The sequence below is a fragment of the Streptosporangium jomthongense genome (assembly GCF_042650425.1).
Lineage (GTDB): Bacteria > Actinomycetota > Actinomycetes > Streptosporangiales > Streptosporangiaceae > Streptosporangium.
The window spans coordinates 304,716-331,103 of sequence record NZ_JBHSBC010000001.1; the positions used below are offsets into that span (position 1 = coordinate 304,716).

General features: G+C 70.6%; 26 protein-coding genes and 1 pseudogene. 13 read left to right on the top strand and 14 right to left on the bottom strand.

Annotated features, from left to right (window positions below; genetic code table 11):
- The first annotated feature begins 82 nt into the window (after positions 1-82).
- Both secA2 and ACFOYY_RS01440 read left to right on the top strand, forming a co-directional pair.
- Positions 83-2,293: an accessory Sec system translocase SecA2 gene (secA2, locus tag ACFOYY_RS01435; protein WP_386187024.1), complete on the top strand. Its 2,211-nt coding sequence runs from the start codon at positions 83-85 to the stop codon at positions 2,291-2,293.
- Between the two features lie 64 nt (positions 2,294-2,357).
- Positions 2,358-3,161 (top strand): helix-turn-helix domain-containing protein, encoded by an 804-nt coding sequence (locus ACFOYY_RS01440; RefSeq protein WP_352010458.1) that lies wholly within the window; start codon positions 2,358-2,360, stop codon positions 3,159-3,161.
- 62 nt (positions 3,162-3,223) lie between these two features.
- Here the strand turns inward: ACFOYY_RS01440 and ACFOYY_RS01445 are convergent, their stop codons facing one another.
- Complete coding sequence (locus ACFOYY_RS01445; protein WP_386187028.1) at positions 3,224-3,706, bottom strand: metallophosphoesterase family protein; 483 nt, start codon at positions 3,704-3,706, stop codon at positions 3,224-3,226.
- 82 nt (positions 3,707-3,788) lie between these two features.
- Here ACFOYY_RS01445 and ACFOYY_RS01450 point away from each other — a divergent pair.
- Positions 3,789-3,911: pseudogene (locus ACFOYY_RS01450) on the top strand (hypothetical protein); the annotation flags it as partial.
- Here the strand turns inward: ACFOYY_RS01450 and ACFOYY_RS01455 are convergent.
- From ACFOYY_RS01455 to ACFOYY_RS01505, 11 genes are all read right to left on the bottom strand, one after another.
- Positions 3,875-4,963: a glycosyltransferase gene (locus ACFOYY_RS01455; RefSeq protein WP_386187031.1), complete on the bottom strand. Its 1,089-nt coding sequence runs from the start codon at positions 4,961-4,963 to the stop codon at positions 3,875-3,877. The pseudogene ACFOYY_RS01450 and the gene ACFOYY_RS01455 sit on opposite strands and share 37 nt — an antisense overlap.
- A complete protein-coding gene (locus tag ACFOYY_RS01460; protein WP_352010455.1) occupies positions 4,960-5,952 on the bottom strand; it encodes an iron-containing redox enzyme family protein in 993 nt (330 codons plus the stop codon). Before ACFOYY_RS01460 ends, ACFOYY_RS01455 begins: the two co-directional genes overlap by 4 nt.
- The gene (locus ACFOYY_RS01465; RefSeq protein WP_386187035.1) at positions 5,952-6,704 is read right to left on the bottom strand and encodes a class I SAM-dependent DNA methyltransferase; all 753 of its coding nucleotides are present in this window, start codon (positions 6,702-6,704) and stop codon (positions 5,952-5,954) included. Before ACFOYY_RS01465 ends, ACFOYY_RS01460 begins: the two co-directional genes overlap by 1 nt.
- A gap of 102 nt (positions 6,705-6,806) precedes the next feature.
- Positions 6,807-9,083: a catalase gene (locus tag ACFOYY_RS01470; RefSeq protein ID WP_386187038.1), complete on the bottom strand. Its 2,277-nt coding sequence runs from the start codon at positions 9,081-9,083 to the stop codon at positions 6,807-6,809.
- 201 nt (positions 9,084-9,284) lie between these two features.
- A complete protein-coding gene (locus ACFOYY_RS01475) occupies positions 9,285-10,187 on the bottom strand; it encodes an aliphatic sulfonate ABC transporter substrate-binding protein (protein ID WP_352010452.1) in 903 nt (300 codons plus the stop codon).
- Positions 10,184-11,335 (bottom strand): LLM class flavin-dependent oxidoreductase, encoded by a 1,152-nt coding sequence (locus ACFOYY_RS01480; protein WP_386187041.1) that lies wholly within the window; start codon positions 11,333-11,335, stop codon positions 10,184-10,186. The genes ACFOYY_RS01475 and ACFOYY_RS01480 overlap by 4 nt, the downstream gene beginning before the upstream one ends.
- Positions 11,325-12,293 carry an LLM class flavin-dependent oxidoreductase gene (locus ACFOYY_RS01485; RefSeq protein WP_352010450.1) on the bottom strand — a complete coding sequence of 323 codons (969 nt, stop codon included), beginning with the start codon at positions 12,291-12,293 and terminating at the stop codon, positions 11,325-11,327. Before ACFOYY_RS01485 ends, ACFOYY_RS01480 begins: the two co-directional genes overlap by 11 nt.
- A complete protein-coding gene (locus tag ACFOYY_RS01490; protein ID WP_386187044.1) occupies positions 12,290-13,378 on the bottom strand; it encodes an ABC transporter substrate-binding protein in 1,089 nt (362 codons plus the stop codon). The genes ACFOYY_RS01485 and ACFOYY_RS01490 overlap by 4 nt, the downstream gene beginning before the upstream one ends.
- Positions 13,379-13,407: 29 nt before the next feature.
- Positions 13,408-14,112: an ABC transporter ATP-binding protein gene (locus tag ACFOYY_RS01495; RefSeq protein WP_386187047.1), complete on the bottom strand. Its 705-nt coding sequence runs from the start codon at positions 14,110-14,112 to the stop codon at positions 13,408-13,410.
- Positions 14,109-14,951, bottom strand: coding sequence for an ABC transporter permease (locus tag ACFOYY_RS01500; RefSeq protein ID WP_352010447.1), 843 nt, complete (start codon positions 14,949-14,951; stop codon positions 14,109-14,111). The genes ACFOYY_RS01495 and ACFOYY_RS01500 overlap by 4 nt, the downstream gene beginning before the upstream one ends.
- Complete coding sequence (locus ACFOYY_RS01505; RefSeq protein WP_386187050.1) at positions 14,948-15,994, bottom strand: ABC transporter substrate-binding protein; 1,047 nt, start codon at positions 15,992-15,994, stop codon at positions 14,948-14,950. The genes ACFOYY_RS01500 and ACFOYY_RS01505 overlap by 4 nt, the downstream gene beginning before the upstream one ends.
- A 450-nt stretch (positions 15,995-16,444) precedes the next feature.
- On the opposite strand from ACFOYY_RS01505, the gene ACFOYY_RS01510 reads away from it, so the two are divergent.
- The 8 genes from ACFOYY_RS01510 to ACFOYY_RS01545 all read left to right on the top strand — a co-directional run bounded on the left by ACFOYY_RS01510 (position 16,445) and on the right by ACFOYY_RS01545 (position 22,426).
- Positions 16,445-17,527, top strand: coding sequence for an ADP-ribosylglycohydrolase family protein (locus ACFOYY_RS01510; RefSeq protein WP_386187053.1), 1,083 nt, complete (start codon positions 16,445-16,447; stop codon positions 17,525-17,527).
- 151 nt (positions 17,528-17,678) lie between these two features.
- A complete protein-coding gene (locus ACFOYY_RS01515) occupies positions 17,679-17,948 on the top strand; it encodes a hypothetical protein (RefSeq protein WP_352010444.1) in 270 nt (89 codons plus the stop codon).
- Positions 17,941-18,552, top strand: a complete 612-nt coding sequence (locus ACFOYY_RS01520) for a DUF6879 family protein (protein ID WP_386187057.1) — start codon at positions 17,941-17,943, stop codon at positions 18,550-18,552. Before ACFOYY_RS01515 ends, ACFOYY_RS01520 begins: the two co-directional genes overlap by 8 nt.
- Positions 18,552-19,340, top strand: a complete 789-nt coding sequence (locus tag ACFOYY_RS01525) for a DUF6082 family protein (RefSeq protein WP_386187060.1) — start codon at positions 18,552-18,554, stop codon at positions 19,338-19,340. Before ACFOYY_RS01520 ends, ACFOYY_RS01525 begins: the two co-directional genes overlap by 1 nt.
- Before the next feature lie 180 nt (positions 19,341-19,520).
- Positions 19,521-20,906 (top strand): hypothetical protein, encoded by a 1,386-nt coding sequence (locus tag ACFOYY_RS01530; protein WP_386187063.1) that lies wholly within the window; start codon positions 19,521-19,523, stop codon positions 20,904-20,906.
- On the top strand, positions 20,903-21,748 hold the full coding sequence (locus tag ACFOYY_RS01535) for a hypothetical protein (protein ID WP_386187066.1): 846 nt from the start codon (positions 20,903-20,905) through the stop codon (positions 21,746-21,748). Before ACFOYY_RS01530 ends, ACFOYY_RS01535 begins: the two co-directional genes overlap by 4 nt.
- 30 nt (positions 21,749-21,778) lie before the next feature.
- Complete coding sequence (locus ACFOYY_RS01540) at positions 21,779-22,030, top strand: hypothetical protein (protein ID WP_386187069.1); 252 nt, start codon at positions 21,779-21,781, stop codon at positions 22,028-22,030.
- 66 nt (positions 22,031-22,096) lie between these two features.
- Positions 22,097-22,426 carry a hypothetical protein gene (locus ACFOYY_RS01545; protein ID WP_386187072.1) on the top strand — a complete coding sequence of 110 codons (330 nt, stop codon included), beginning with the start codon at positions 22,097-22,099 and terminating at the stop codon, positions 22,424-22,426.
- A gap of 114 nt (positions 22,427-22,540) precedes the next feature.
- Here ACFOYY_RS01545 and ACFOYY_RS01550 read toward each other — a convergent pair whose 3' ends face one another.
- Entirely contained in the window at positions 22,541-23,305 is a 765-nt protein-coding gene (locus ACFOYY_RS01550; RefSeq protein WP_386187075.1) for an SDR family oxidoreductase, read from the bottom strand.
- Between the two features lie 112 nt (positions 23,306-23,417).
- Between ACFOYY_RS01550 and ACFOYY_RS01555 the strand changes: the two genes are divergently transcribed.
- Positions 23,418-24,278 (top strand): helix-turn-helix transcriptional regulator, encoded by an 861-nt coding sequence (locus tag ACFOYY_RS01555; protein WP_352010436.1) that lies wholly within the window; start codon positions 23,418-23,420, stop codon positions 24,276-24,278.
- A 74-nt stretch (positions 24,279-24,352) separates the two neighbouring features.
- Positions 24,353-24,769, top strand: coding sequence for a PPOX class F420-dependent oxidoreductase (locus ACFOYY_RS01560; protein ID WP_362773894.1), 417 nt, complete (start codon positions 24,353-24,355; stop codon positions 24,767-24,769).
- A gap of 265 nt (positions 24,770-25,034) precedes the next feature.
- On the opposite strand, the gene ACFOYY_RS01565 is transcribed toward ACFOYY_RS01560, so the two are convergent.
- Positions 25,035-26,285: a hypothetical protein gene (locus ACFOYY_RS01565; protein WP_386187080.1), complete on the bottom strand. Its 1,251-nt coding sequence runs from the start codon at positions 26,283-26,285 to the stop codon at positions 25,035-25,037.
- Positions 26,286-26,388 lie beyond the last annotated feature (103 nt).

Below are 26,388 nucleotides of genomic sequence, written 5' to 3' on the forward strand. Positions count from 1 at the left end.
CGATGATCCGTTCGGTCGGTACGGTGAGGCTCGTTGTGAACCTCGTTGGAACGTGAACCCGGGGACGGGCGTTGGAGGAGACGTGGCCTCGATAACTCAGCGCATCAGACGGCTCCTCGAACGTCCCGGGTCGATCGATCTGGCCCCCTTCGAGCGGATCGTCGCCGCGGCGGGAAAAAGGGAGGATCGGGTTCGCGAACTCGACGAGCTGCCCGAGCCCTCGCTCGACGACCTGACCGAGTTCTGCGCCATCGTCCGGGAGGCCGCACGGCGGACCCTGGGGCTGCGGCCGTACGACGTGCAGCTGGTCGGCATGCTCGCCATGCTCTCCGGCAACGTCGCCGAGATGGCCACCGGCGAGGGCAAGACCCTGTCGGGGGCGATGGCCGCCGCCGGATACGCCCTGCAGGGCAAGCGCGTCCACGTGATCTCGGTCAACGACTACCTGGCCCAGCGCGACGCCGAGTGGATGGGCCCGCTGTACGAGACGCTGGGCGTCTCGGTCGGCTGGATCGGCCAGACCTCGACGCACGAGGAGCGCAGGGACGCCTACGCCAAGGACGTGACCTACGGCCCGGTCAGTGAGATCGGCTTCGACGTGCTGCGCGACCGCACCCGCGTCGACTCGGCCGACCTGATCATGCCCGACCCCGAGGTCGCGCTGGTCGACGAGGCCGACTCGGTGCTGGTCGACGAGGCCAGGGTGCCGCTGGTTCTCGCCGGGGCCACCGACCCGGGCAACGCGGTCCCGGAGATGGCGGCGCTGGTCCGCCAGCTCGTCAGGGGTTACCACTACGAGCTCGACGACCAGGCGCGCAACGTGCACCTGACGAGCAAGGGCATCGACACCGTCGAGCAGGCGCTCGGGATCGACCTCTACGACACCCCGGCCACGCTGACCGAGGTCAACCTCGCCCTGCACGCGCACGCCCTGCTGGCCAAGGACGTCGACTACATCATCCGCGACGGCAAGGTGCACCTGATCAACCCGTCCCGGGGCCGGGTCGCGCTGCTGCAGCGCTGGCCGGACGGCCTGCAGGCGGCGGTCGAGGCCAAGGAGGCGCTGCCGCCCTCGGCGACCGGCGAGATCCTCGACTCGATCACCGTGCAGGGCCTGATCACCCGCTACCCGCAGCGGTGCGGCATGACCGGGACCGCGGTCGCGGTCGGCGACCAGCTCCGTGAGTTCTACGACCTCAAGGTCGCCGTGGTTCCCCCCAACCGGCCCTGCGTGCGGACCGACTCCCCCGACCGGCTCTTCGAGTACCGGATGGACAAGGACCGCGCCCTGGTCGAGGAGATCGTCGAGGTGCACGCGACCGGGCGGCCGATCCTGATCGGCACCCTGGACGTCGCCGAGTCCGAGCGCCTCTCGCTGACCTTGAGCGGCCGTGGCCTGGAGTGCGTGGTCCTCAACGCGAAGAACGACGCCGAGGAGGCCTCGATCATCGCGAAGGCCGGTGAGCGCGGCTCCATCACGGTCTCCACCCAGATGGCCGGGCGCGGCACCGACATCCGCCTCGGTGAGGGCGTCGAGGAGCTCGGCGGGCTGTACGTCATCGGTTCCGGGCGGCAGACCAGCAGCCGCCTGGACGACCAGCTCCGCGGCCGGGCCGGGCGGCAGGGCGACCCCGGCGGCTCGGTCTTCTTCGTCAGCGGCGAGGACGAACTGATCACCCACTACGTGGCCGACGAGTACGCCAGGGGCGTGCCCGACCACAGTCTCGTCGGCCACGCCCAGCGGGTCGCCGAGGGGGTGGACATGGAGATCCACCGCAACACCTGGCGCTACACCCGGCTGCTCGAACAGCACCGGGGCCAGGTGCTCGAACTCCGCGGCAAGGTCCTGCACGGCGACTCCGCGGCCCAGGCGCTGGCCTCCGCCGCCGCCGAGCGATGGTCCTCCCTTGAGGAGACGGTCGGGGAGGAGGTGCTGAAGGAGGCCGCCAGGCAGATCGTCCTCTTCCACCTCGACCGTTCGTGGGCCGACCACCTGGCCTACCTCGCCGAGCTGCGCGAGGGCATCCACCTGCGCGCGCTCGGCCGCCTCAGCCCGATCGACGAGTTCAACAAGGAGGCCAAGCCCGCCTACGAGCGGATGCTCGCCGAGGTCGAGTCGCGTTCGATCGAGACGTTCGAGGCGGCCACGATCACCGCCGACGGTCTCGACCACGAGGAGGCGGGCATCAAACGGCCGACCGCCACCTGGACCTACCTCGTCCAGGAGAACCCCTTCGGCACCGAGTGGGAGCGCATCCTCAACCGTCTGGTCACCAAGGTCCGCCGCCGCTGACACGCTTCTCCCCCGGGGCAGTGGGTAATGGTTTTGCCAACATGCCCCCGATATCGTGTTAATTGTGACCACCACCAGCGTGTCCCGCCCAGTCGGTGAACTGTTGCGCCAGTGGCGGGAACGACGGCGGATGAGCCAGATGGACCTCGCCCTCCAGGCCGAGATCTCCACCAGGCACCTGAGCTTCGTGGAGACCGGCCGCTCGAAACCGAGCCGGGAGATGATCCTGCGCCTGGCCGAGGAGCTCGACCTGCCGCTGCGCGAGCGCAACCACCTGCTGCTGTCCGGGGGGTTCGCGCCGGTCTACTCGGAGACACCGCTCAGCTCTCCGGAGATGGCCTCGGTGCGCGAGGCCCTCGGCCAGGTGCTGAGCGGGCACGAGCCGTACCCCGCGGTGGTCGTCGACCAGCGCTGGAACGTGGTCGACCGCAACTCCGCGACCGGGCTGCTGCTGCGCGGCGTGGCCCCGGAGCTGCTCGTCCCGCCGGTCAACGTACTGCGGCTGAGCCTGCATCCCAAGGGGATGTCCCAGCGGATCATCAACCTGGGCGAGTGGCGGGCCCACCTGCTGCACCGGTTACGCCGTCAGATCAGCCTCACCGCCGACCCGGAGCTCGGCGCCCTCTGGCGGGAGCTGGACGACTACCCCTGTGACCAGCCGGTGCCCGAGATCGACCGGCCGGGCCCCGGTCACATCGTGATCCCGCTCAGGATCCGCAGGGGCTACCGCGAACTCGCCTTCTTCAGCACGATGGCCACCTTCGGCACGCCGCTCGACATCACGGTCGCCGAGCTGGCCATCGAGGCCTACTTCCCCGCCAACCCGGAGACGGCCGCCTACCTGCAACATCAACACCACCCGGACTGACTCCGCGGTCACGGCCCGCGACCCCGCAGGCCGGGTGCCGCGCCCCCCGGGGACCGTGGCTCTCAGGTGACGGGGGCGATCTCGGCCTCGACGAGACGGCCATCCTCGATCCGCAGGAGGCCCACGGTGCCGTGGGGCTGGCGCCGCCGGTCGGTGGGCGAGCCGGGGTTGAAGACGCGGAAGCCGCCCTCGCTCTCGTCGAACGGGATGTGGGAGTGACCGAAGACGACGAGGTCGGCGGTGGGAAACCGGCGGCGCATCCGGGCGATCCGCCCCTTGGCCGCGCCGCTGTCGTGGATCACCGCGACCCGCAGTCCGCCGAGGTCGAGTTCGAGCGTCTCCGGCGCCCGTACGTCCGGCCCGTCGTTGTTGCCCTTGACCACGTGGACCGGGGCGTAGGCGGCCAGCTCGTCCAGGACCCCGGGGACGCAGACGTCTCCCGCGTGCAGGATCAGGTCCGCGCCGCGCAAGTGCTCCGCCACCCGTGGCGGGCAGGACTTCCAGCGCCGGGGCGCGTGCGTGTCAGCGAGGACGACCACCTTCACGCCACACCCCTTCCCCCCTCTCACCCGCTTCCACCGCCGGAGGGCGGCGTTTTCCGCCCGCCTCGCCGGGCACAAACCCACCATGAGTCACAAAACGGACTATCCCGCCATAATCACTCCATGTGAGGACGGGCCGCTGCTGCTCCGGGGGACGTTCACGCTGACGACTCAGGATGGAGAGGTCATCGACCCCGGCCGGGCGACGGTGGCGCTGTGCCGCTGCGGGCGTTCCTCGGCCAAGCCGTTCTGCGACGGCTCGCACAAGTCCACCGGGTTCCGGGCCACGAGCGAACCCGACCTCTGAGCGCGTTCCCCGAGCCCGCGAACCGGATGCGCGGCGGTCAGCATCCGGTGCCCCGCGTAGGGGATCCCGCCGCAGAGGAACCGGGCCACCAGAGCGGGCCAGCTGCAGACGGCCCGTTCCAGCACCCACACCGGGGCGAACAACGAGGCGGTGAAGGGGAAGACCCGCCGGCCACCCGCCCGGCGGCGGCCGATCTCCGCCACCCCCACGCAGACGGCGGCTCCTGTCAGCACCGCCCCGTACCTGCGTCGCAGCAGGGCGACGGCCGACACCGGCAGCACGGCCAGGAAGAACAGCATCCGGGGCGGCTGCGCCAGGTCGTCGTAGGCCTGCCGTAGGCGCTGGGACCAGAACCTCCCGGCGGAGGGCGGCAGACGGCGGACGTAGAGGTCGTGCGCGCGGTGTTCGCGCCCGCCGTTGGCGCGGACCGTGCGGATGAGCTCCAGGTTCTCGAACAGCACGTCCCCGTCGTAGCCGCCCATCTTCAGGAAGGCCGACCGGCGCACCCCGAAGGTGCCCGGGTAGTCGGCGCCGAAGCCACGGTTGAGCAGCATGCGGGCGGTGTCCCAGCGGGCGTGCCAGGGCAGCGGGTCGAAGTGGTTCTGCGGCCTGACCAGGTCGGCCGTCTCCAGCAGGGTGTCCATCCTGGCCAGTTCCGCCGCGCCGTAACGGACGTCGTCGTCGGCGATGACCACGTGCTCGGCGCGGGCCAGGCGCATCCCGGTGATCACCCCGTTGACCTTGCCGTTGGCGAAGCGGAGGTCGGCGTCGGGCCGCACGTGCAGGACGAGGCCGTTCCAGCGGGCGGCGTGTCGGTCGAAGAGCGCGGGCGGGGAGCCGTCGACGACGATGACGCGGACCCGGCTCCCCAGCCACCGCAGGTAGCCGGTCAGCTCCGTCAGGCCCGAGTCGTCCTCCCAGCGCAGCGGCAGCACGTAGTCCAGGTCCGTCACGGGCTCCCCACCGCCAGGCTCGCCTCGCGCAGCGACGTGGTCCCCCGGGTCCAGCGGTCCAGGACGTGCTCGGCGAAGAGGCGGTCGAGGGTCAGGGCGCAGGCGGCGCCGTACAGTATGTCGCCGGTCAGGGCGGGTTCGGTGGCGGCCAGCCCGCCGCACATGTCGTGCGCGGCGATCTGCTCGTGTACGGCGTCGGCCAGCACGTGCTCGTCGTAGAAGCGGCAGGCCGTCGCGTCGCCGCCCAGTCTCCGCAGGCCCCGGCCGTACCTGAGGTTGGGCAGCGAGGAGGTCATCTCGAAGACCGCCAGGTGCCCGAGCAGGGCTCCCCGGCGCGCGCGGTGCAGGCCGAACAGCGACATGAGGTTGACGGTCGCCAGCGTGATCGCCGGCACCCGGTCGAGGTAGGCGCCGTAGGAGTCGTCCAGGTCCAGCCCGCGCATCGTGGCCCGGAACAGCTCCGAGTGCATCCGCTCCCGGCGGCCTCCGCCGTACTCGTCGGCCTGGATCTCCGCCAGGGCCGCCTTGGCGCGGCCGCACAGCCGGGGCAACGCCCAGGTGTGCGGGTCGGCCTCCTTCAGGTGGTAGATCGAGCGGTGGACGACGAACTCCCTGAACTGGTCCGGACCGGCCTTCCTCTCCAGGAACGCCGCGAGCGGCGGCCCCTCCGCCTCGGCGACCAGATCGGTCAGGGCACGGCAGACCCGCTCCGGCTCCCCGGCCGTGGGGGGCGGTACGGCCCGCGCGAGCCATTTCTCGAAGCGCCGTTCCAGCGTCCGCCTGACCGCCAGCAGCGACGGCTCCCACTCCCAGGCGTCGTCGACCTCCTCGAACCCCTGGTAGTGCAGCTCGTAACAGGTGAAGAGCGCGAGCTGCAGGTCCTCGTCGTCCTCCACGCCGAGGGACGGCGGATCGAACGGGTGGGGCGGGCGGGTGAGCCGTTCGAAGAGCACCGTGGTGACGGGGCCTCGCGGCGCGGGCAGCCGCATCACGGCCTCCCTGGGGACGAGCGATAGACCGAGACGTGCGAGCGGCTGTCGTCGGTGTAGGGAGAGCCGTCCCAGCCGGCCCAGCGGTGCTCACGTTCCAGGCCGGCGAGCAGCCCCATCAGGTCGAGCTCTGCGGGCCAGGCGTAGCGGTGGTTGGCGGGCAGCAACCTCAGTCCGTCGGAGGTCAGGTTGACCTTCGTCGTGTACATCATCTGGTCGGCGGCCGACAGCCGCGCCGCCTCGACCAGCACCCTCTCCTCGCTCAGCGACAGCAGACGCAACGCCGTGCCGTCCCTGAACGCCCCGGGATCGGGGACCCACGCCTCGACCACGAACCGGCCCCCCGGGCGCAGGTGGGCGGCCGCGTTGCGGAAGCAGGCGACCTGCGCCTCCTGCGAGGGCAACGCGAAGATCGTGTTGATCGCCAGGACGACCAGGCCGAACTCGCCCTCGACCCGGGTCGTGGCGAAGTCTCCCAGCGTCACCGGGACACGGTCGCCGCCGGGCTTGGCACGTAACCGCCGCACCATCTCCGCCGAGCCGTCCACGCCCGCGACGACCAGTCCCCGCGCCGCGAGCGGCAGCGCCAGCCGTCCCGTGCCGACGCCGAACTCCAGGACCGGCCCCCCGTCGGCGAGTTCCGCCAGCCGGTTCACCGCGGACTCGGTGTCGGGAATGGTCGTCCCGTAGACGCCGTCGTAGACGTCGGCGACGGCACGGCCGTACGCGGACGGGTCGAACATCTGCGCCATGAAACCCCCGTTCCCTCGCCTAGGGGCTGCCCCCTCTTTGACCTGGGAAAACGACAGACCGGACCTCGGGGTCCCCAAGGTCCGGCCTCGTGGCGTGGCGGATCAGACGGGTTCGACCGGGACAGGGAAGCGTTCCCAGACCCGGTGCCCGCCCAGCAGGCGGACGACCTCCGCCAGCACCGCCTCGCCGCCGTCCCCGACGACCACGCCGGGCGCCGCCGGATCGATCCCGGCGGCGGTGAGCGCCTGTACGGCGTCCGCCCAGCCGCCGATCGGCTTGGCGTGCCGGAACGCCTCACCGAGCATGAGCAGCACCCGCGGGTCGGTGGGCGCCCCCGCGGTGCCGTTCCCGGCCTTGGCGTCCCTGGCGCCGTCCGCGTCCTTGCCCCGCGCCGGGGTTCCGGCCAGCAGCAGGGCGTCGAACTCGACGGACCTGGCGGTGACGAACGTGCGCTGCACCGTTACGGGGCCGTCGCCGTCCGCGCCGAGCACGCCACCGGCCGGGGCGATGACCAGCGGTACCATGCCGCCGTCCAGGACCGCCCTGCGGACGGCCTCGACCGTCGCCAGGTCGCCGTGGCCGTCGGCGACGATGCCGATGATCCGGCCGGTGGTCGGCCAGGTCCTGCCCACCTGGGACAGGGCCGGGCTCGGATCGACGGCCGGCAGGGAGTTGACCGGTTTCGGAACGGGCAGGCCGAGGCCCTGCGCCACCTGCTCGCACAGGTAGGGGTCGATCTCGGCGAGAACACGCAGGTTGCGCTCCTTGATCGCCTGCTCGTAGACCTTGCCGAGTTCGAAGGTGTAGGCGGCGATGACGTGCTCGCGTTCGACCGGGCTCAGGCTCAGCCAGAACAGGCGAGGCTGGCTGAAGTGGTCGGCGAACGACGCCGGAGCCTCACGCACCTTCCGTGCCGCGGCCACCCGAACGGGCGTCTCCACGTATCCCCCCTCGTGCGCCCCCGCGAAGAAGGGGCAGCCGCCGTCCAGCGAGTTCGGCTTGTACGGCGCCACGCCCGCGTGCACGGCGTCCTGGTGGAAGCCGTCGCGCAGCATGTCGTTGACGGGGGCGTGCGTGCGGTTGATCGGGATCTGCCCGAAGTTGGGACCGCCCAGGCGGGTGATCTGCGTGTCCAGGTAGGAGAACAGCCGCCCGGCGAGCAGCGGGTCGTCGGTGACGTCGATGCCGGGCACCAGGTGACCGACGTGGAAGGCGACCTGTTCGGTCTCGGCGAAGTAGTTCACCGGGTTGGCGTTGAGGGTGAGCAGGCCGATCGGCTGGACCGGCGCCAGTTCCTCAGGGACGATCTTCGTCGGGTCCAGCAGGTCGATGCCCTCGAACGTCTGCTCCGGGGTGTCGGGGAGGACCTGGATGCCCAGCTCCCACTGCGGGTGGGCACCGGCCTCGATCGCGTCGGCGAGGTCACGCCGGTGGAAGTCCGGGTCGGCGCCGCCGATCAGCTGCGCCTCCTCCCACACCAGGGAGTGCACTCCGGCCTTGGGCTTCCAGTGGAACTTCACCAGCGTCGTCGCCCCCTCCGCGTCGACCAGCCGGAAGGTGTGGACGCCGAAACCCTCCATGGTCCGGTAGGAGCGGGGGATGCCACGGTCGGACATGTTCCACAGCGTGTGGTGGGTGGCCTCGGTGTGCAGGGAGACGAAGTCCCAGAACGTGTCGTGCGCGCTCTGCGCCTGGGGGATCTCCCGGTCCGGATGCGGCTTGGCCGCGTGGATGACGTCGGGGAACTTGATCGCGTCCTGGATGAAGAACACCGGGATGTTGTTGCCGACCAGGTCGAAGACGCCCTCGTCGGTGTAGAACTTCGTGGCGAAGCCCCGGGTGTCGCGCACCGTGTCGGCCGAGCCCCTCGATCCGAGGACCGTGGAGAACCGCACGAAGACCGGCGTCTCGACGCCCTTGGCGAGGAAGGCGGCCCTGGTCACCGAGGCCGCGGTGCCGTACGACCGGAAGACGCCGTGCGCGGCGGCGCCGCGGGCGTGCACGACGCGCTCGGGGATGCGCTCGTGGTCGAAGTGCATGACCTTCTCGCGCAGGTGGTGGTCCTGCAGCAGCACCGGCCCTCGGGGACCGGCCTTGAGCGAGTGGTCGGTGTCGGCCAGGCGCAGCCCCTGGGCCGTGGTGAGGCGGTCACCGCCCTGTGCCCGCTCCTCGGGCGTCACGTCCTCTTCCTGTCCGGTGGGGCTGTACGGGTCGGGGCCGCGCTGGTCGGGCTTGGGCCTGAGCGGCCCCCTGGGCTCGGTCGGCTCGTCGACCGACGGCGGCTCGCTTCCCGGGCGGCCGGGAATCTCCGCTGAATGGTCTGACAGTTTGTCAGTGATCTTGTCAATGACACCCTTGACCGGGTTGGACTTCTCCATCGTTCTCTCCTTGAGCTGCGGTGGCGGTTCCTCGGGTGAGGACCAGGCGCCGGTCGGGCCGCGGAGACCCGGTGGCGGTACGCCATACCCCTGTTCGGGTGCTCAAAGCGACGACACTCGGGAAGACGGAAAAATCCTGACAGAACCATTCAGGGAAAGGCCCCTCCGAGTTCGCCTCTCGGAGGGGCCTTCCCCCGGCTGTCACCGGAGCAGCTTGGCGATCTCCGGGTCGACGGCGTCCGCGACGGTGATCTTCCGGTCGATGAGGCCGTTGGCGTGGAAGAGGTCGGCGGCGCGCTGCTGCTCGGCGACGAACTCCTCGGTCACCGGGTGCAGCCCGAAGGGACGCTTGCGCAGGGCGTTCTCCCAGTGGTCGAGGTCACCGCCGTCGTCGGCGGCGAACAGCCCGGCCGCCTCACGATGGTTCTCGGTGATCCAGGCGTCGGACTCCTGCAGGGCCGCGACGATCGCGGCGAGCTGCTCGGGGTGCTTCTCGGCGAAGTCACGCCGGGTGAACCAGAGCGAACGGTGGCTGAACAGCCCGTCGGTGGCGACCAGCTCACGGACCGGCGCCTGCGCCTCGACCTTGCTGAGCGAGGGGTAGGAGCCGACCCAGGCGTCGACCTCCCCGTTGAGGAACAACTCGCCCGCGTCCACCCCGGCGTCGACGGGGACGATGTCCTTCCAGGTCAGCCCGGCCTTGTCGAGGGCGAACAGCAGCAACGTCGTCTGCCAGGAGCCGTGCCCGAGCGCGACCCTCCTACCCTTCAGGTCCGCAAGGGAGGTGATCGGGGAGTCCTCCTTCACCACCAGCCTGCCGTTCTCGTGGCGGGAGCCGGAGACGGCCACGTAGACCACGTCGTGGCCCTTGCCCTGGGCGGTGACCGGCGGCGTCGAACCGGTGCCGATGAAGTCGTAGCCGCCGTCGAAGAGGTGGTCGCCGTGGACCGAGGGCAGGCCCTTGGTCGGGTCCGTCCTGTCACCGGCCGGGAGGTCGCGCAGGTCGACCCACTCGACGTCGGGGATCGCGCGCTCCAGAATGCCCCGGTGACGCAGGACCCACAGCGAGTTGTTGTGCGGGAAGTAGCCGACGCGGACGCTCATGAGGGTGTTCCTTCCAGTAGGGGTGATGCGACGCGGAGGTCACGGCCACGCAGCAGCGGCAGAACGTTCTCGCCGACGCGGTAGGCCTCCTCCAGATGGGGCACGCCGGCGAGGATGAACGCGCCGACGCCAAGATTGATCAGTTCGTCGAGCCGTTCCGCGACCTGCTCGTAGCTGCCGACGAGCCCGAAGGCGGGCCCGCCCCGCAGCAGGTGGAAGCCGCCCCACACGTTGGGGGTGACCTCAAGGTCGCGGTGGCCGTTGACCGCGCCGGTGACGAACGACTGGCTGCGCTGCCAGCCGATGGAGTCGCCGGTCGCGCCGCGGAGCACCGACGGGTCGATGTTGTCCCAGCCTCTGCGGATCTCCTCCCAGGCCTCCTCCTCGGTCTCGCGGGCGAGCACGTCGATGCGGACGGCGAACTTGGGTGTGCGGTCGCTGTTGGCCCTGACCTGGTCGAACTTCTCGCGCAACGCGTGGAAGGGCTCCAGCCACGACAGGTAGTGGTCCGCGTGCCGCCCGGCGGCGTCGATGGCCGCCTTCGACGACCCGGAGAAGTAGATCTCGGGGAACGGCTGCCCGGTCAGCTCCTCGGGCAGCCCGGCGCCCCTGACCCGGTAGAAACGTCCCTCGAAGTCGTACGGCCCGCCGTCCCAGACGCCCCTGAGCACGTCGAGGAACTCCGAGGTCCGCGCGTAGCGGTCGTCGTGGGCGACCTTGTCACCCCACCAGAGCTGGTCGGGGCCGCCGCCACCGGAGATGACGTTGTAGACGACCCGCCCGCCCGTCGCGCGCTGGAGGCTCGCCGACATGCGCGCGGCCTGCACCGGGTGGAGGAAGCCCGGCTGGAAGGCGATCATGAATCGGTAGGTCGTCGTCTCCCTGGCCAGCGTCGCCGCCGTCGCCCACGGGTCGTCGGTGTTGGGGAAGGAGGGCAGCAGCCCGCCGACGAAGCCGGAGACCTCGGAGGCCCTGGCGACGTCCCCCATGTGCTCGACGTAGCTGTAGCCGTCACGCCGCCCGTCCCGCACTCCCGGGGCCAGGCTGCCCGGCACGACCGGGGCCCACTCCCCCCGGCTGGCGACCCTCCTGCGCAGCGAGGGCTGGTCGCCGTGCGTGCCGATCCGCCAGTAGATGTCAACGGACATGGCTGTTCTCCTTGACCAGCAGCGGCAGCAGCCGCTCCCCGAGCCGATAGGTCTCCTCGACGTACGGCGTCGCCTCAAGGACGAAGGCGCCGATCCCCCGGTCCGCGTAGTCCCTGATCCCGGCCGCCACGCTCTCGTAGGAGCCGACGAGGCCGGGGCCGGGGAAGCCGTTCCACAGCCGGGTCTCCGGGTCGGGTTCGGGCAGGGTGTCCTCGGTGCCGCCGCCGCGCAGCCACAGGCGGCGTGCCGCCCGCCAGGCCTCGGCGTCGTCGTCGCGGGCCAGCACCGGGAGGCGCAGGCCGTAGGTGACGCCCTGGAGGCCGGAGGCCTCGAAGTCGTCCCCGGGGTCGAAGACGTGCACGTCGGCGTGGCGCGCGGACAGTTCGAGGGCCTGCGGAGAGGTCCCCGACAGGTGGACCCTGGGGAAGGCCCTGCCGGCGAGCGGCGACAGGAAGCCTCCGGCGAGCACCTGGTAGAAGCGTCCCTCGTAGCCGTAGCCCTCCTGCGTCCAGACCCCCTTGGCGACGGTGAGGAACTCCTCGGCCCGCGCGTAGCGGTCCGCCCCTTCGAGGAAGTCGCCCTGCGCCCTGGCGACCTCGGGGTCGAGGTCGACGACGACCCGCCAGTCGAGCCGGTCGCCGGAGAAGCGCTGCAGCGAGGCCGAGACCTTGGCGGCGTAGACGGGGGTCGCGACGCCGGGGTGGAACCCGGCGGCGACCCGCAGCCAGCGGCTCTGCCTGAGCAGGCTCCCCGCGGCGACCAGCGACTCCTCGCCTCGGGGGTCGAAGGGCAGCAGCGCGCCGTCGAAGGCCGCCAGCTCCGCGGCCCTGCCCGCCTGCAGCAGGTGGTCGAACGGGCCGAAGGGCGCCCTGGGGTCGGTGACGAAGCCCGGCAGGTCGGCCCTGGCCCCGCGCCCGCCGTTGTCGCGGGTCGGCAGCGTGATCAGGAACGTGGTCATCGGACCGCCAGCCGTTCCCCGATGAACGCGCCGCCGAACCGGGCCGTCACCTCGCCGGGCGCGTCCGTCCAAAGGCCGTCGGAGCGCCGCCCGGCGAGCAGTTCCCGCGCCGCGGCCAGTGGCTCGTGGGCCGTCCAGGCGTCGAGGTCGACGTCGGCGGCGAGGAAGCCGTGCAGCAGCAGGAAGTCCTTCTGCCGCCCCAGCAGCGTGAGCCGCTCCGGCGACAGGTCCGGGTGGAGGCCACGGTGGAAGTCGCCCCGGTAGGCGGTGGCGACGCCGTCCGCCTCCGAGCGGGTCTCCGCGGCCAGGATGCCGCGTACGGTCTCCAGGTTGTCCGCCGCCCAGTCCGCGGCCCGCAGCGTCTGGGCCAGGAAGGCGACGACCAGGTCCGGGTGCTCGGCGAGCAGGTCCTCGTGCACGGTGATGGGCCTGGGGGTGCCGTTGTTGACGCGGGTACGGCGGTCCTCCGCGGCGTCCAGGTCGACGGCGACGACGGCGCCGATCTCCCTGGCCTGGTCGGCGGAGCGGGCGCCCTTGACGTAGATCGCGTCGACCTCGCCCGCGGCCAGTTCCTCGATGCCCGGCCAGGACCAGGCCCGTTCCGCGGCGCCCCGCCCGACGTCGGACCTCGGCTGGCCGACCTCGACGAACGTCACGTCGTCGAAGCCGAGCCCGGCCTGGGACAGCGCCCCCTTGAACCCGTGCAGCGCCATCGCCCTGAGGAAGCTCCTGGCGCGCGTCTCGGCCCACCTCGGCAGCGCGACGCGGGCACCGCGCAGCCCGGCCGCGCCGGTGATCCCCGAGTCGGGGCGGACCAGGATCGACTGCCACTCCTCGATCCAGGTCAGCCCGATCAGGCGGGTCGGGGCCCCCTCTGAGCGGGCGGCCAGCGCGGGAACGTTCCCGCCCTCCCGGAACAGCCCGAGGAGCCGGTGGTCGAAGTGGTGTTCCGACAGCTCGGGGCCCGCGTCCTGCAGGACGCCGACCTCGCCGAACTCCTCGTCGAGCCAGCCCAGGTTGTAGGCCAGCCCGCTCGCGGTGGGAACCGGGCAACGGGTGAACCAGATCTTGTCGATCGCGGACATGCGAGTCCTCCGTACTGTTCTTCGGGTGGTCAGTGCGCGGCGGCGGCGACGCCGAGATGGGACAGGAACAGCCGCCGGTGGGCGATGAACGCCGGGTCGTTGCGGTCACGCGGATGGGGCAGGTCGATCGGCTGCTCGACCGCGAAGGCGCCGTCCCGCAGCACCACGACCCGGTCCGCCAGCCGTACGGCCTCGTCGACGTCGTGGGTGACGAGCACGACGGCGGGCCGGTGCCGTTCGCACAGCTCGGCGACCAGTTCCTGCATCTGCAGGCGGGTCAGCGCGTCGAGCGCGGCGAACGGCTCGTCGAGCAGCAGCAGCTCCGGGTCGCGGACCAGGGCCCTGGCCAGGGCGACCCGCTGCGCCTCCCCGCCGGACAGGGTCGCGGGCCACGCCCCGCCGTACCCGGCGAGGCCGACCTCCTCAAGCGCGGCGAGCCCGGCCTCGCGCGCCGACCTGGGCAGCCCGAGGACGACGTTGGCGAGCACCCTGCGGGCCTGGACCAGGCGCGGCTCCTGGTAGACGGTCGTACGGCGCCGCGGCGCCAGGACGGTTCCCGAGTCGGGGAGTTCGAGACCGGCCAGGATGCGCAGCAGCGTGGTCTTTCCCGTGCCGCTCGGCCCGAGCAGGACGAAGAACTCCCCCCGCCCGATCTCCAGGTCGATCCCGTCCAGGACGGTCTTGGCGCCGAAGGCCTTGCGCAGCCCCCTGATGTCCACGGCGGTGGCGCTCATCGGGCCGTCACCTGCCCGCGCCAGGGCATGGCGACCCGTTCGACGGCCCGGATGACCAGGTCGATCAGCAGGCCCAGCACGGCGTAGATCACGACGCACAGGACCATGTAATCGGTGCGGTAGTACTGCTGGGCGAGCGTGACGAGGTAGCCGATCCCCTCGGTCGCGCCGATCTGCTCGGCCGCGATCAAGCCGGTGAGCGAGACCGAGAGGCACACGCGCAGGGCCATCAGGACGCTGGGCAGGGCGGTCGGGATGATCACGCCGAAGGCGAGTCCCGCCCCGGTGAGCCCGAAGCCCCTGGCGGCCTCGACGACCTTCCGGTCCACGCCGCGGACGCCGAGATAGGTGTAGGCGTACATGGGGCCGGCCGCGGCGACCGCGATCAGGACCACCTTGAACGTCTCCTCGACGCCGAACCAGGAGATGAACAGCGGGACCAGGGCCAGGAACGGCACGGCCCGCTTCATCTGCATGGTCGGATCGACCAGTTCCTCCCCCAGGACGGACAGTCCGGCGACCACGCCGAGCAGGAGGCCGACGCCCCCACCGGCCAGCACGCCGAGCCCGGCCCGCCGTGCGGAGGCGAGCAGGTAGTCGCCGAGCTGCCCGGTGGCGGCCAGCTCGCCGAGCGCCCCGACGACGGCTCCCGGTCCGGCGAGGATCTCCGGGGAGATGAGGCCACCGGCCGTGCCGTACCACCAGGCGGCCAGCAGTACCAGCGGGACCAGCAGGCGCAGCGGGACGGACAGCCCGGGGGCGCGTCTGCGGGAGCCCAGGTAGCGGGGCGGTTCGAGCGGGGACAGCCGTGTGGCCGTGGGGATCTTCTCCAGCGTCATGACGCGGGCTTGAGGTCGAAGATCACGGCTTTGGGGTCGATCGCGCCCGGCAGCACGCCGTACCTCTGGAAGACCGAGGCCACGTCGGCCACGTAGGAGGCGTCGGCGGGGGTGGCGAAGCACGGCACGTTGGCGTACCGGGACTTGGCGTTCTCCTCCTCAAGACGGGCGCCGGACAGGGCGGTCGGTCCCTGGGTGAGGAAGACGTTCTGGAATTTACCCGGGTCGCGCCTGGCCTCCTCGGTGAGCTCCTGCAGGACCTTGAGGTAGACCCGGACGACCTCGGGGTGCTCGGTGAGCAGTTCGGTCCTGGCGGCCTGCATGTTCAGGTCCTTGTCCGGCAGGTCACGGCCGTGCACGACGACCCGCGCCCCCTTGGCGACCGCCTCGGGGTAGGCCCGCACGATCGCCCACCAGGCGTCGACCTTGCCGGTGGCGAAGGCGGAGGCGCCCTGGTCGGGGTTGAGGTAGACCCGTTTGACCTGGTCGGCGGGGATCCCGGCCTCCTGGAGGGCGAGCAGCAGGAGGTACTCCCCGCGTCCGCCCTTGTTGACGGCGACCTGCTTGCCGACCAGGTCCTTGACGGTCCTGATGGGGCTGTCCGGCCTGACGACGAGGCCGTCGGTCTGCGGCGCGGCGGCGTCGGTCTCCGGGTCGGTGAAGGCGAAGATCTTGATGTCCTTGCTGCTGACGAGGTAGCCGAGGACCGGGGAGATCGCCCCTTCGAGCACGTTGATCGAGCCGGAGCGGACGGCGTCCACGGTGGCCGTGAAGGAGGCGTAGGAGCCGCCCCACTCCACCTTCGCCCCGACCTCGGCCAGCCGCCTCTCCAGGATTCCCTCCTTCTTGGCCACCGCCAGCGGTCCCGCGTTGCCCGGGTCCTTGATCCTGAGTACTGCTCCGCCGTCCTTGCCCGCCGGGTTCCCGGCGGCCGCGACCGCCGTACCTCCCGAGCCGGTTCCCCCGCAGGCGGCGGTGAGGGCGGTGAGTGACAGCGCCGCGAGCACGAGCGCGGCGCGCGTCCGTGGAGGAGATGTCCGCATGATGACTGGCCCCTTTGGAAGGTCGAGAAGACGAGAAAGGTCGGGATATGGGGAGACACACGTGTCCGGCGCACGGGAACGGCGGCCCTCGGACATACGGGCGTGGGCGCACGGAGACGGGAGGAGGAGAGGTCGACAGGCTCAACGTGGAGGACGGAGCGCGTCACGGACAGAGGCTGCTGTCCAGGCGCATGAGATCGACGACCCGCCGGAGGGTCAGGGGTACTCGCGACACATTTCCTATATTTCAGGTAGGTTTAATCTACGTCAACCCGTATCCCACATCATGGGATCGGAAATGTCATGACTTCCAGCCTCCTGATGCCAGGATCTCGATCATCAAGGCGCGGAGGCCACATCATGGGAAGCCAAGCTCCCGCCGGGCCGGAGGCATCGGCCGAGGTCAGCGGAGAGCCCGTAGAGTTACGGGCCCATGGGAGCAGGAGGATCATGACCGTGCGACGTTCCACCGACGACCTCGCCGACCACCGCAGCCGCGTGCGGGGCAGCCTGCTCGGCGGTGCCCTGGGTGACGCGCTCGGCGCGCCCGTCGAGTTCGACTCGATCACCGACATCCGGGGCCGGTACGGCTTCGCGGGGGTGACCGGCCTGGTCCCCGACCACCGCGGCAGGATCGGCCTGGTCACCGACGACACGCAGATGACGCTGTTCACCGTCGAGGGCCTGATCCGCGGCGGAGACGTCCCCGCCGTACGGCACGCCTACCTGCGCTGGCTGGACACCCAGCGGTACCCGGCGCCCCAGCGGGACCGGCCGCACGGAACGGGCCGGCTGCGGGAGCAGGGCTGGCTCTACGCGCGGCGGGCCCCGGGTAACGCGTGCCTGTCCGGCCTCGCGTACGGCCCCGCGGCCCCGGCGCCCTTCGGCGAGCCGGGGCCGGTCAACCCCGGCTCGAAGGGCTGCGGCACGGTCATGCGCTCGGCCCCCTTCGGGTACGGCGCGCCGGACGCCCGGCACGCCTTCGAACTCGCGGCCCGGTGCGCGCAGATCACCCACGGCCATCCGACCGGCTATCTCGCGGCGGGCGCCTTCGCCGCCATGATCCATCTCGTGCTGGCCGGTGAGCCGCTGGCCCAGGCCGTACGGGGGGCCGCCGAACTGCTGACGGACTACCCCTCCCACGAGGAGACGAGCCTGGCCCTGCGCGCCGCCGTCCGCCTCGCCGCCCAGGGTGACCCGAGCCCGGAACGGGTCGAGTCGCTCGGCGGGGCCTGGGTCGCCGAGGAGGCGCTGGCCATCGCGGTCTACTGCGCGCTGGCCCACCCCTGGCCGGGCGAACTGCGGCAGGCGCTGCTGCTCGCGGTCAACCACTCCGGCGACAGCGACTCGACCGGCGCCGTCTGCGGAAACCTCCTGGGCGCCCTGCACGGGCAGCGGGCCCTGCCCGCCGACTGGCTCACCGACCTCGAAGGCCGCGAGACCATCACCGAAATCGCCGACGACTTCGCGGCCTGGACGGCCGGGGAGCCCCCGATGAACGACTCCTGGGCGGAGCGGTATCCCCTCGACTGAGAGGGTCACCCGAAAAAAGCCATCCATCTTACCCATCCGGCGGGATTTCTGCCGGGCCGTCAGGAAAAGCCATCGGCGAGGTCCATTGCGAGTCCGAATGGATCATGTGAAACTCGGGGGACGTTGGGGAGATCGACGAATCGAGGGCATCATGTCTCGTCCTTGGGAGGCCGATCCGCGCGCCGAGCTACGCAGGCGCCTCGGCAGTTCACCACTGGAACTCGGCAACACGACCGCGAGCCCGGACTGCCCGGACATCTGGGAACTCTCCAACGGGGACATCGCCGTGATCGGCCGCGACCTCACCGAGGCCTACCTGAACCGGCTCCCCGAAGGGGTGAGCCTCTCGCGTGACGAGCGCCTCGTGGTGATTCCCCGGAACCAGCTCATCTCCGCAAAACGGGATATACCAGATGATTGATGATATAAGCACATATAAAGCGGAGACCCTGAGCGCAGAAGATTATATTTCGGATTTCTGGCCATATTTTCAGGAGATCGAAGGGGTTTTCTGGAAGCTCGAATACCGCCAGTCGTTCCGGGAGCCACGCAACCCCAGCTGGCAGGCCCTGGACCGGGGAGACTGGGACGAGGCGCTGCGCATCATCGACGAGACCCGTGACGAGATCCAGGGTCCCGTCCTCGACGCCCCCGGGTTCCCGATGCGCCGCCTGCGTGTCGTGCGGCGGCCGTACACGCCCTATCTGCGCTGGGAGCTGTACTTCATCCGGCTGAGGGCACAGGCGGGAGAGCTCATCCGCGTCCTGGACGCCGGGGAGCTGGGCGAGAGCCGCGACCTGCCCGAGCTGGTCATCCTGGGATCCTCGGTCATGTACGAGGTCGTCTACGACGAGGGCGGTACGCTCAGCGGCGCCCGTAAGATCGCCGACCCCGGTCTGATCGAGGCCTGCACGCGCGAACTTGAGGACCTCTACGCGCGCGGCGAGGACCTGCTGCCCTTCCTCGACCGGGAGCGTCAGGCGCTCCCTCCCCTGTTACCGACCACGGGCAGAAAGCTCGGGTAGTGCGCGGCGGCCCCCTGTTCAACCGACTCGCCGGAGGCGGGCGCCGCTTCCTTCTCATCGCACTGCTCTTCCTTCTGGTTCTGGCGGTACCCGGTTTCGTGGTGATATCTCCCTTCTTCCTCACCCTGCTCAACGACCAGGGCGCCGACTGGAGCAGGCTGAGCGACATCGGCCAGACCTACGGGGCGGCCTCGGCCGTCCTGGCCGTCTTCGCCCTCATGGGGGTGACGGCCTCGCTGATCCTGCAGGCCCGCGAGGCCAAGGCGGGCCGCGAGCAGACGCTGCGCGCCCTGCACACCGACCTCATGCGGATGGCCATGGACGACCCGCTCTACCGGGCCTGCTGGGGGACGTTCTTCACCTCCCAGGACGCGGACGAGCAGCGCGCCCACATGTACGTCAACATGATCGTCAACCACTGGCTGATGATGTGGGAACTGCGCGCCATCACCGAGGCGCACCTGCGGTCGGTCGCGGCGGTCGTGCTGGCCGGCCCCATGGGGTGGCGGTTCTGGACCGACGCCAGGAGACGCCGCCTGGTGAGCGCGGGCACCCGCAGGGAACGACGTTTCAACCGCATCCTCGACGAGGTCTACCGTACGGTCCCCGCCCCGGCCGCCCGCCGCCCCGAGCCTCCCAGACGGCCTTCCCGGTTCCCCCGGCTTCCCCGGCGTCGCCCGGACGCCCGTGCCGTACGGGGCGGGCTGCTGTTCCTCGCGCTGCTGGCCGCCGTGGCCTCCGCCGTACGGCGTCTCAGGGCGCCCCGCGCGCGACCGGACGACGTCTGAACATCCGGCACGAAGGACACAACCCGTCATTACGGCGATTCTCCGTGTCACCGTAACGATCACGCCTTTCTTCCTTTGACAGATCCGCCGTATGCCGAAATGATCACGCTTTTCGGCGGCGTGCACCGGGTTCATCGGACCGGCGGGCGGCGCCCAGCGTCATCGAGGAGGGGACGTCGAGTGTCCGTGACGGACCAGGAGCTTGCCGCCGAGCTTCGCGAGCTTGCCGATCACCCCCACCTGGCGGCCCGCCAGGACCAGCTGTACGACCTCGCCGAGGCGGTCGTCGACCCCGGCGAGGCGGAACGCTGGTGTGAGATCGACCTGTTCGCCGCCTTCTCCCCCGAAGACACCATCCTCACCGACGCCGGGCAGGAGCGCGGACGGCGGTTCGGGCTGGGCGCCGCGGTCGGCCCCGCCCTGGTCTTCGTGCCGATCTTCATCACCTGGCTCGGGCTGATGATGGCCACGGGCGCCTACGGCGACGTCCTCGACGAGGGAGGCCCGGAGGCGGCCCGCCGCCCCTTCCTTGAGATGTGGCAGCAGGGCTTCGACGGCAGGCTGCCCGAGTTCTTCAAGTTCGACAACATCGCGCTGTGCACCCTCGCGGCGATCTTCTGCCTCATCCTCTGGACGGTCCTGGAGAACGTCACGAAGAACAGGAAGGAAGAGAACGCGGAACGCGACCTGGCCGCCCTGCGCGTACGGCTGCGCGCCGCACTGACCCGGGCGAGCCTCCTGCTCGGCGCCGTACGGCTGTCCTCCCCCGCTCGCTTCGGCACCGAACTGAGCAAGACGGCGGCCGACATCGGCTCCGTCGGCACGATGGCGCGCAAGGTGCACACCGAACTGGTCGAGGCGCTCACCCTGACCCTGGAGGCCACCAGGAAGACCACCGACGCGCTGACCGCGAGCGCGCTCGACGTGCGCGACGGCGTCGAACTCCTCGGCAGGCAGCTGGCGGCCGTCAACAGCACCTGCGACGACCTCACCACGGTCGTCGCGCGGGCTTCGGCCATGATCGACAGCGCGGGCACCAAGACCGGCCAGGCCGTGGCCAAGGCGGGCAACCAGCTCTCGACGACCATCTCGCAGACCACCCTCGACATGCGGCGCTCGTTCAACGACGAGCTCGTCCGCTCCATGCGTTCGGTGCAGGGAACCGTCTCGGGCCTGGACAGCCGGATCGACAAGCTGGTCGACGCCACCAAGAGCATCGGCTACGCGGTCGACCGCGCCGCCCTGTCGATCGACGCGGTCGGCTCCTCGACGGAGAAGGCCGTCGACCTCCTCGGGGAGCGGGTCAACGACACCCTCCTCGGCACGACCGAGGAGTTCCGCCGCACCTTCGGCGGCACCGGCGCCGAGATCAGGGAGGCCCTCGAAGGCTGGTCGGCCACCACCGAGACCCGTCTGTCCCGCGTCGAACGCCTGGCCGCCCGCGCGGGCGCTCGTCCGGACGCTCGTTCGGACGACGACTACCGCGACGGCTCTCGTGTCGGCGGTACCGACGGCTCCCGGGTGAGCGGTGCCGAGGGCGACCAGGACGTCCGGCGGGTCCGGTGACCCCCCGCCGCAGGACCTCGACCTCGACTCTGCTGGCGGGCTGGCTCTTCGCCGACCTGCTGCTCGGCGTCACGATCATCATGCTGGGCGCCCAGTCCCCCGCCGCTCCGTCCCAGGCCGCCGCGGAGACCCGCCCCACAGCAGGGGCTCAGGCGTCGGCGGACACTCGGGCTTCGGCCGCCTCCCAGAGCGCGGGGAAGCCCGAGACCGCCGGACCCCAGGACACCGGCACCGGTTCTCAGGACGACGAGAAGCCTCGGGCCACCACGGAATCGCAGCCCTCCACGGGGGCTCCGTCCTCCACGGCCCCTCGGCCATCCGAGGGGGCGAGTCCCACGGCCACGGGCACCACCCGTCCGCTGCGGGACACCGTCCGGGCCCTGCCGACCCCCACCCCCACGCCCGACCGGTCCTCACCGGACGCCACCGTGCCCACCACTGTGCCCACCGCCAAGCCTCGCTCCCCCCGCAAACCCACTCCGTCCCCCTGTGTCAGCCGCCTCGGGGACGTCCAGGCGAAGCCGATCACGATCTCCTTCCAGCTCTCCCCGGGCATGCGTGACGAGGCGCTCGCCGTACAGGTCAGGCAGGAGTTGCTGCGGCACCGCGACCAGCTGGCCGGACGGCACGCCGGCATGGTGCTGACCTTCGGCGCCGACGGCGGCGCGGACAACGGCGTCCGGCTGGCCACCCGGGTCAACACGGCCATCCGCGAGACCTACCCGCGCATCTTCGGCGCCGCCGTGACCCGCAACTTCCACGACCTCGCCGCCCCTCCCGGCTCGATCTCCATGGAGATCTACCTCATGACCTACAGCTGCTCCCCGGTGTCCGGCTCCTAGATGGACCGGGACGAACTGGAGTCTCTGTCGGTGAGCCTGATCGAACAAGGCGCCGGAGAAAGAGGACCGGCCGCTCTGATCGCCGCCCTCAAGAGAGACGGCCGCTCGATGGTGGAGTCCATATACCTCGTCTCCAAAGTGCTCTCCCTCTCCCTCGCGGACGCCAAAACGTCAGTGGTGACCAGCCCGTCCTGGTCGAGGGAGAACAGGGAACACGAGAGGTTCCATGAAAAGCTGATCGAGGTGTTCGAGGGCGAGGAACAGCCCCGTGCCGACCGCTGATCCCCTAGCGTCTCGACCGTGACGACCTCTGGGATCATGCGAGGCGTGGAAAAGGGAGCCCCTGACGTGGACGACGTCCTGGAGCGAGGGCCGATCGGTCGCTGGCGTACGGCCTGCGGTACGGCGGCCGTGCTGGTCGGCGAGGAGGTGGTGTTCGCCCCGGACGGCACGGGCGTGCTCCACACCCGTTCGGTGGCCTTCGGCGCGGAGGCCCTGGAGTTCCGCTGGCGCATGCTGGGCCGGGCACGCCTGTGGATCGAGTCCGAGGACACGCCGATCCCCCTGGAATTCCGCTCTCACGAGACGGACACCGGCCGGCGGACGGTCCTGGCGGAAGCCGGTCAGGACGGCTTCTGGATTCTCCTCGACCCTCTGGAGTGGGTCGGCGACGCCTGAGGCGGCCCGTCCACCGTACGGGCCCTACGCGCGTTCGACCGCTCGCCGTACGGATCTGATGCGCGTCCGGCTGTTCACCACCTGCCGTACGGGCCTGACACGTTCGGCTGTTGGCTACCTGCCGTGTGGGTCGGAGGCGTTGAGCGTCTCGACGACCTGGTCGTAGTCGCCGCGCGCCTCACCGTAGCGCAGGAACTTCACCCGCTCGACCTGGATCTCCTTGGCGTCCGGCTGGTCCCTGAACAGGGTGACGACCTCCGTTACGAACTCGTCGAGCGGCATCGCGAAGTCGCTGTCCTCCTGGCCGGGCAGCAGGGCCGTACGGACGGCCGGCGGTTCGAGCTCCACGACCTTCACGTTCGTGTCGGCCAGCTGCAGCCTGATCGACTCGCTGAGCATGTGGATCGCGGCCTTCGAGGCGTTGTAGCTGGGTGTGGCCCGAAGCGGCGCGAACGCCAGGCCCGAGGAGACGGTGACGATGGTGGCGTCCGGCTGCTCCCTCAGGTGCTCGACGAAGGCGGCGATGAGACGGATCGGGCCGAGCACGTTGGTGGTGATGATCCCCTCCGCCGAGGCGAGGAACGTCTCCGGCCGGTGCCAGTCCTCGACGCGCATGATCCCGGCCATGGTGATCAGGACGTTGAGATCCGGGTGCCCGGCCAGCACCTCCTTGGCGGCGGACTCGATGCTCGCGGGGTCTGCCGTGTCGATCCGTACGGTGTCGACGCCCGGATGCTCGGCGGCGATCCGTTCGAGCACGTCCACGCGCCTGCCGCCGACGATGACCTTGTTCCCCCTGGCCTCCAGTTCGAGGGCGAGAGCCAGGCCGATGCCGCTCGTCGAGCCCGGGATGAAGACGGTGTTCCCTGAGATGTTCATACGTCCAGCCTGCTCCGGGGCCTCCCTCGTGTGCAGGGAACCCCCCATCGGGGGATCGGCGATCCCTGGTTCACGGCCCTCGGCACGGGAGTGTGGAGCGGATACTGAACCCATGGATCGCAGCGCACTCGCCGACTTCCTGCGCCGCCGTCGTGAGGCGCTCCAGCCGCAGGACGTGGGCCTGCCGACCGGCGCGCGCCGCCGGGCCCCGGGGCTACGGCGTGAGGAGGTGGCGGCCCTCGCCGCGATGTCGGCCGACTACTACACGCGACTCGAACAGCGGCGCGGCCCGCAGCCGAGTGAGCAGATGCTCGCCTCGCTCGCCCGCGCGCTGCGGCTGACGGCCGACGAACGTGACTACCTGTTCCAGATGGCGGGGCACAACCCTCCGGCGCCGGTCTCGGTCGCGGCACACGTTGCTCCGGCCCTGCTGCGGGTGCTCGACCGTCTCGACGACACCCCGGCGCTCATCATGTCCAACCTGGCCGAACCGCTGGTGCAGAACCGGATGGCCGACGCCCTGCTCGGCGACAGGTCCCACCACACGGGCCTGGCCCGCAGCGAGACCTACCGCTGGTTCACCGACCCCTCGGCGCGGTCGCGCTACCCCGAGGAGGACCACGACAGGCACAGCCGCACCCAGGTGGCGAACCTGCGGGCCGCCTACGGATCGATGGGCCCCCGCTCCAGGGCGGGCGAGCTGGTCCGGGCGCTGCGGAAGACGAGTGCCGAGTTCGCCGAACTGTGGGACCGGCACGAGGTCGCCAGGCGCTTCGAGGATCACAAGACCTTGATCCACCCCGAACTCGGCCCGATCGAGCTGGACTGTCAGGTCCTGTTCACCGAGGACCAGTCCCAGGCCCTGCTCGTGCTCACCGCTCCCCCGCACACCGAGGCCCACGAGAAGCTCCGCCTCCTGGCGGTCCTGGGTCACCAACACTTCCCCATCTCCGAGAAAACGTCCTTCGCATAGGGCCGCGAAGCCGCCCCCACGGGGGATGTGGCACCGTGGACGCACACACCGGATGATCAAGGACTGGAGAGATCATGTCGAAGCCGCCACTTCCCGAAGAGGCCGTCGCCGTACTCAGGAAGGCGAACCCCGCCGTCATCGCCACGCTCCAGCCCGACGGTCAGCCGGTCTCCACGGCCACCTGGTACCTCTGGGACGACGGCCGGATCCTGGTCAACATGGACGAGGGCCGCAAACGTCTCGACCATCTCCGCAACGACCCCCGCGTCACCCTCACCGTGCTCGACGAGGGCGACTGGTACACCCACATCAGCGTCATCGGCCGCGTCACCGAGATCCGCGACGACAAGGACCTGACCGACATCGACCGGGTCTCCGAGCACTACACCGGAGAGAAGTACCCCCGCCGGGACCGCGGCCGGGTGAGCGCCTTGATAGAGATAGACCGCTGGCACGGCTGGGGCACCCTGAAGGACAACGCCCAGGCCTGACGCACGTCGAAACGCCGCAGGCGGATGGTGTTGCGCTGCACCCCGAAGGACAACACCCGGGCCTGACCCCGATGCGCCACCCCCTGACCTCGAACAGCAGGTCAGGGGCGGGCTTTCGCCCCTCTGCCCAGCCGCTGACGGCGGGCCGGCCGTGCCTCATGTTCCTGACCGCTTCCCCCCCGCCCGCTCCATCAGTGATCCGCTCATCGCGATCAAGGGCGCAGGTGGGGCCGAACGCGTCGGCCCCCCGTAACGACCGGCGCGTTCATACCGGCCTCTCAGGCTCCTCGTCGTCCCCGCGCCGACGGAGCACTCGCCCGGCGATCCCGCTGGAGAGCCTGCCCGTCACCGATCTGGCTCGGTCGAGGGTCTCGTTGCCGAGGCGCCTGGCGGCATCGACCCCCTCTGCTCCCGTTTCGAACATCTTGTCCCTCGCCTCCGCGGCCGCGTCCCCCCATCGTCTCGCGTCCAACGACTGCCGACCTTGCTCGATCCCGAGCCGCTCGTGGAAGTCGACGACGGCGATCGCGACATGGTTGCCCGAATGCACCACGGCCGGGGACGCGGTCGGGTGCAGCAGCACCTTCGTGTTGGCCGCGCCGGCAGCGGCGACGACGCGGGCCATCAGACGCTCGGTGCTCCGGGAGATGAGTTCCATCCGGTTCCGCCGGGCGACTCGCAGTGCGAGGCGATGCCGGTCCAGCTCGTCCGGAGACGCGTCCAGCACACGGTCGAGTTCGAGCACGGCGATCGCGTCGTGCAGTTGGAAGCAACGAGCCAGGACGGCGAGCCACTCTCGAACGGTGGACTCCGCGTCCTTGGACGCCTTGGCGAGATCAACGATCTTGGTCTTGCTCTCCAGTTTCTCGGCGAGCGCGTCGAGTTGACGCAGCGCGTAGGCCTGGGTTCGCGCGATCGTCATCGGCGTGGCCTGGACCTTCGACCACGTGACCTCGGAGACCCGGCCCACCTGCTCCCGGACGGTCATGGCCTCCTCGATGACGAGGGCCGCTCCGATCATGTCCGCCACCACCGCGTCCTTCTGGGCGCGGAGCACATCGTCGACCTTCTCATCGATCGCGGCGAGATAGTCGGTGATCTCGTCCATGGTCTGCTGCATCGCGAGCTGCGCCATGAGCCCCGCGGCACCGGCCAGAATCGCCGGGTTGGCCAGGAGTGATCCGGGTGTCCTCGTCAGTTGGAGGATTCCCTTGATCTTGCCCTTCTCCGTCAAGACAGCACGACTGGCACCCGCGGTCGAACCTTTCATCAGCTCGTACTTCTTGAGAGCTCGCGCGGACTCCTTGGTCAACTTCACCCAACGGCCCGAGTTGGCCGCGACCTCGGAACCCAGCTGCGCGGCCCCGGCCACGGCGCCGAAGGTGGAGCCGAGCCTTGGCAGTCCGAGGTCCTTCGACGGCAGCCCTTCGGAGACGAGGAAGCGTTCGACAGCCGTCGGACTTCCGATGACCGCAAGGCCATCGCCGTCACTGATCAGCTGAATGTCGTCATCCATCGTCGGCTCCTGAAGTGGTTCTTCGCAGTGGGGTGCGTGGGCGGTGCGCGCGGCGGCCGGACAGGGGTCGAGGTTTTCGGTGAAAAACTCTCAAACCGTCTGT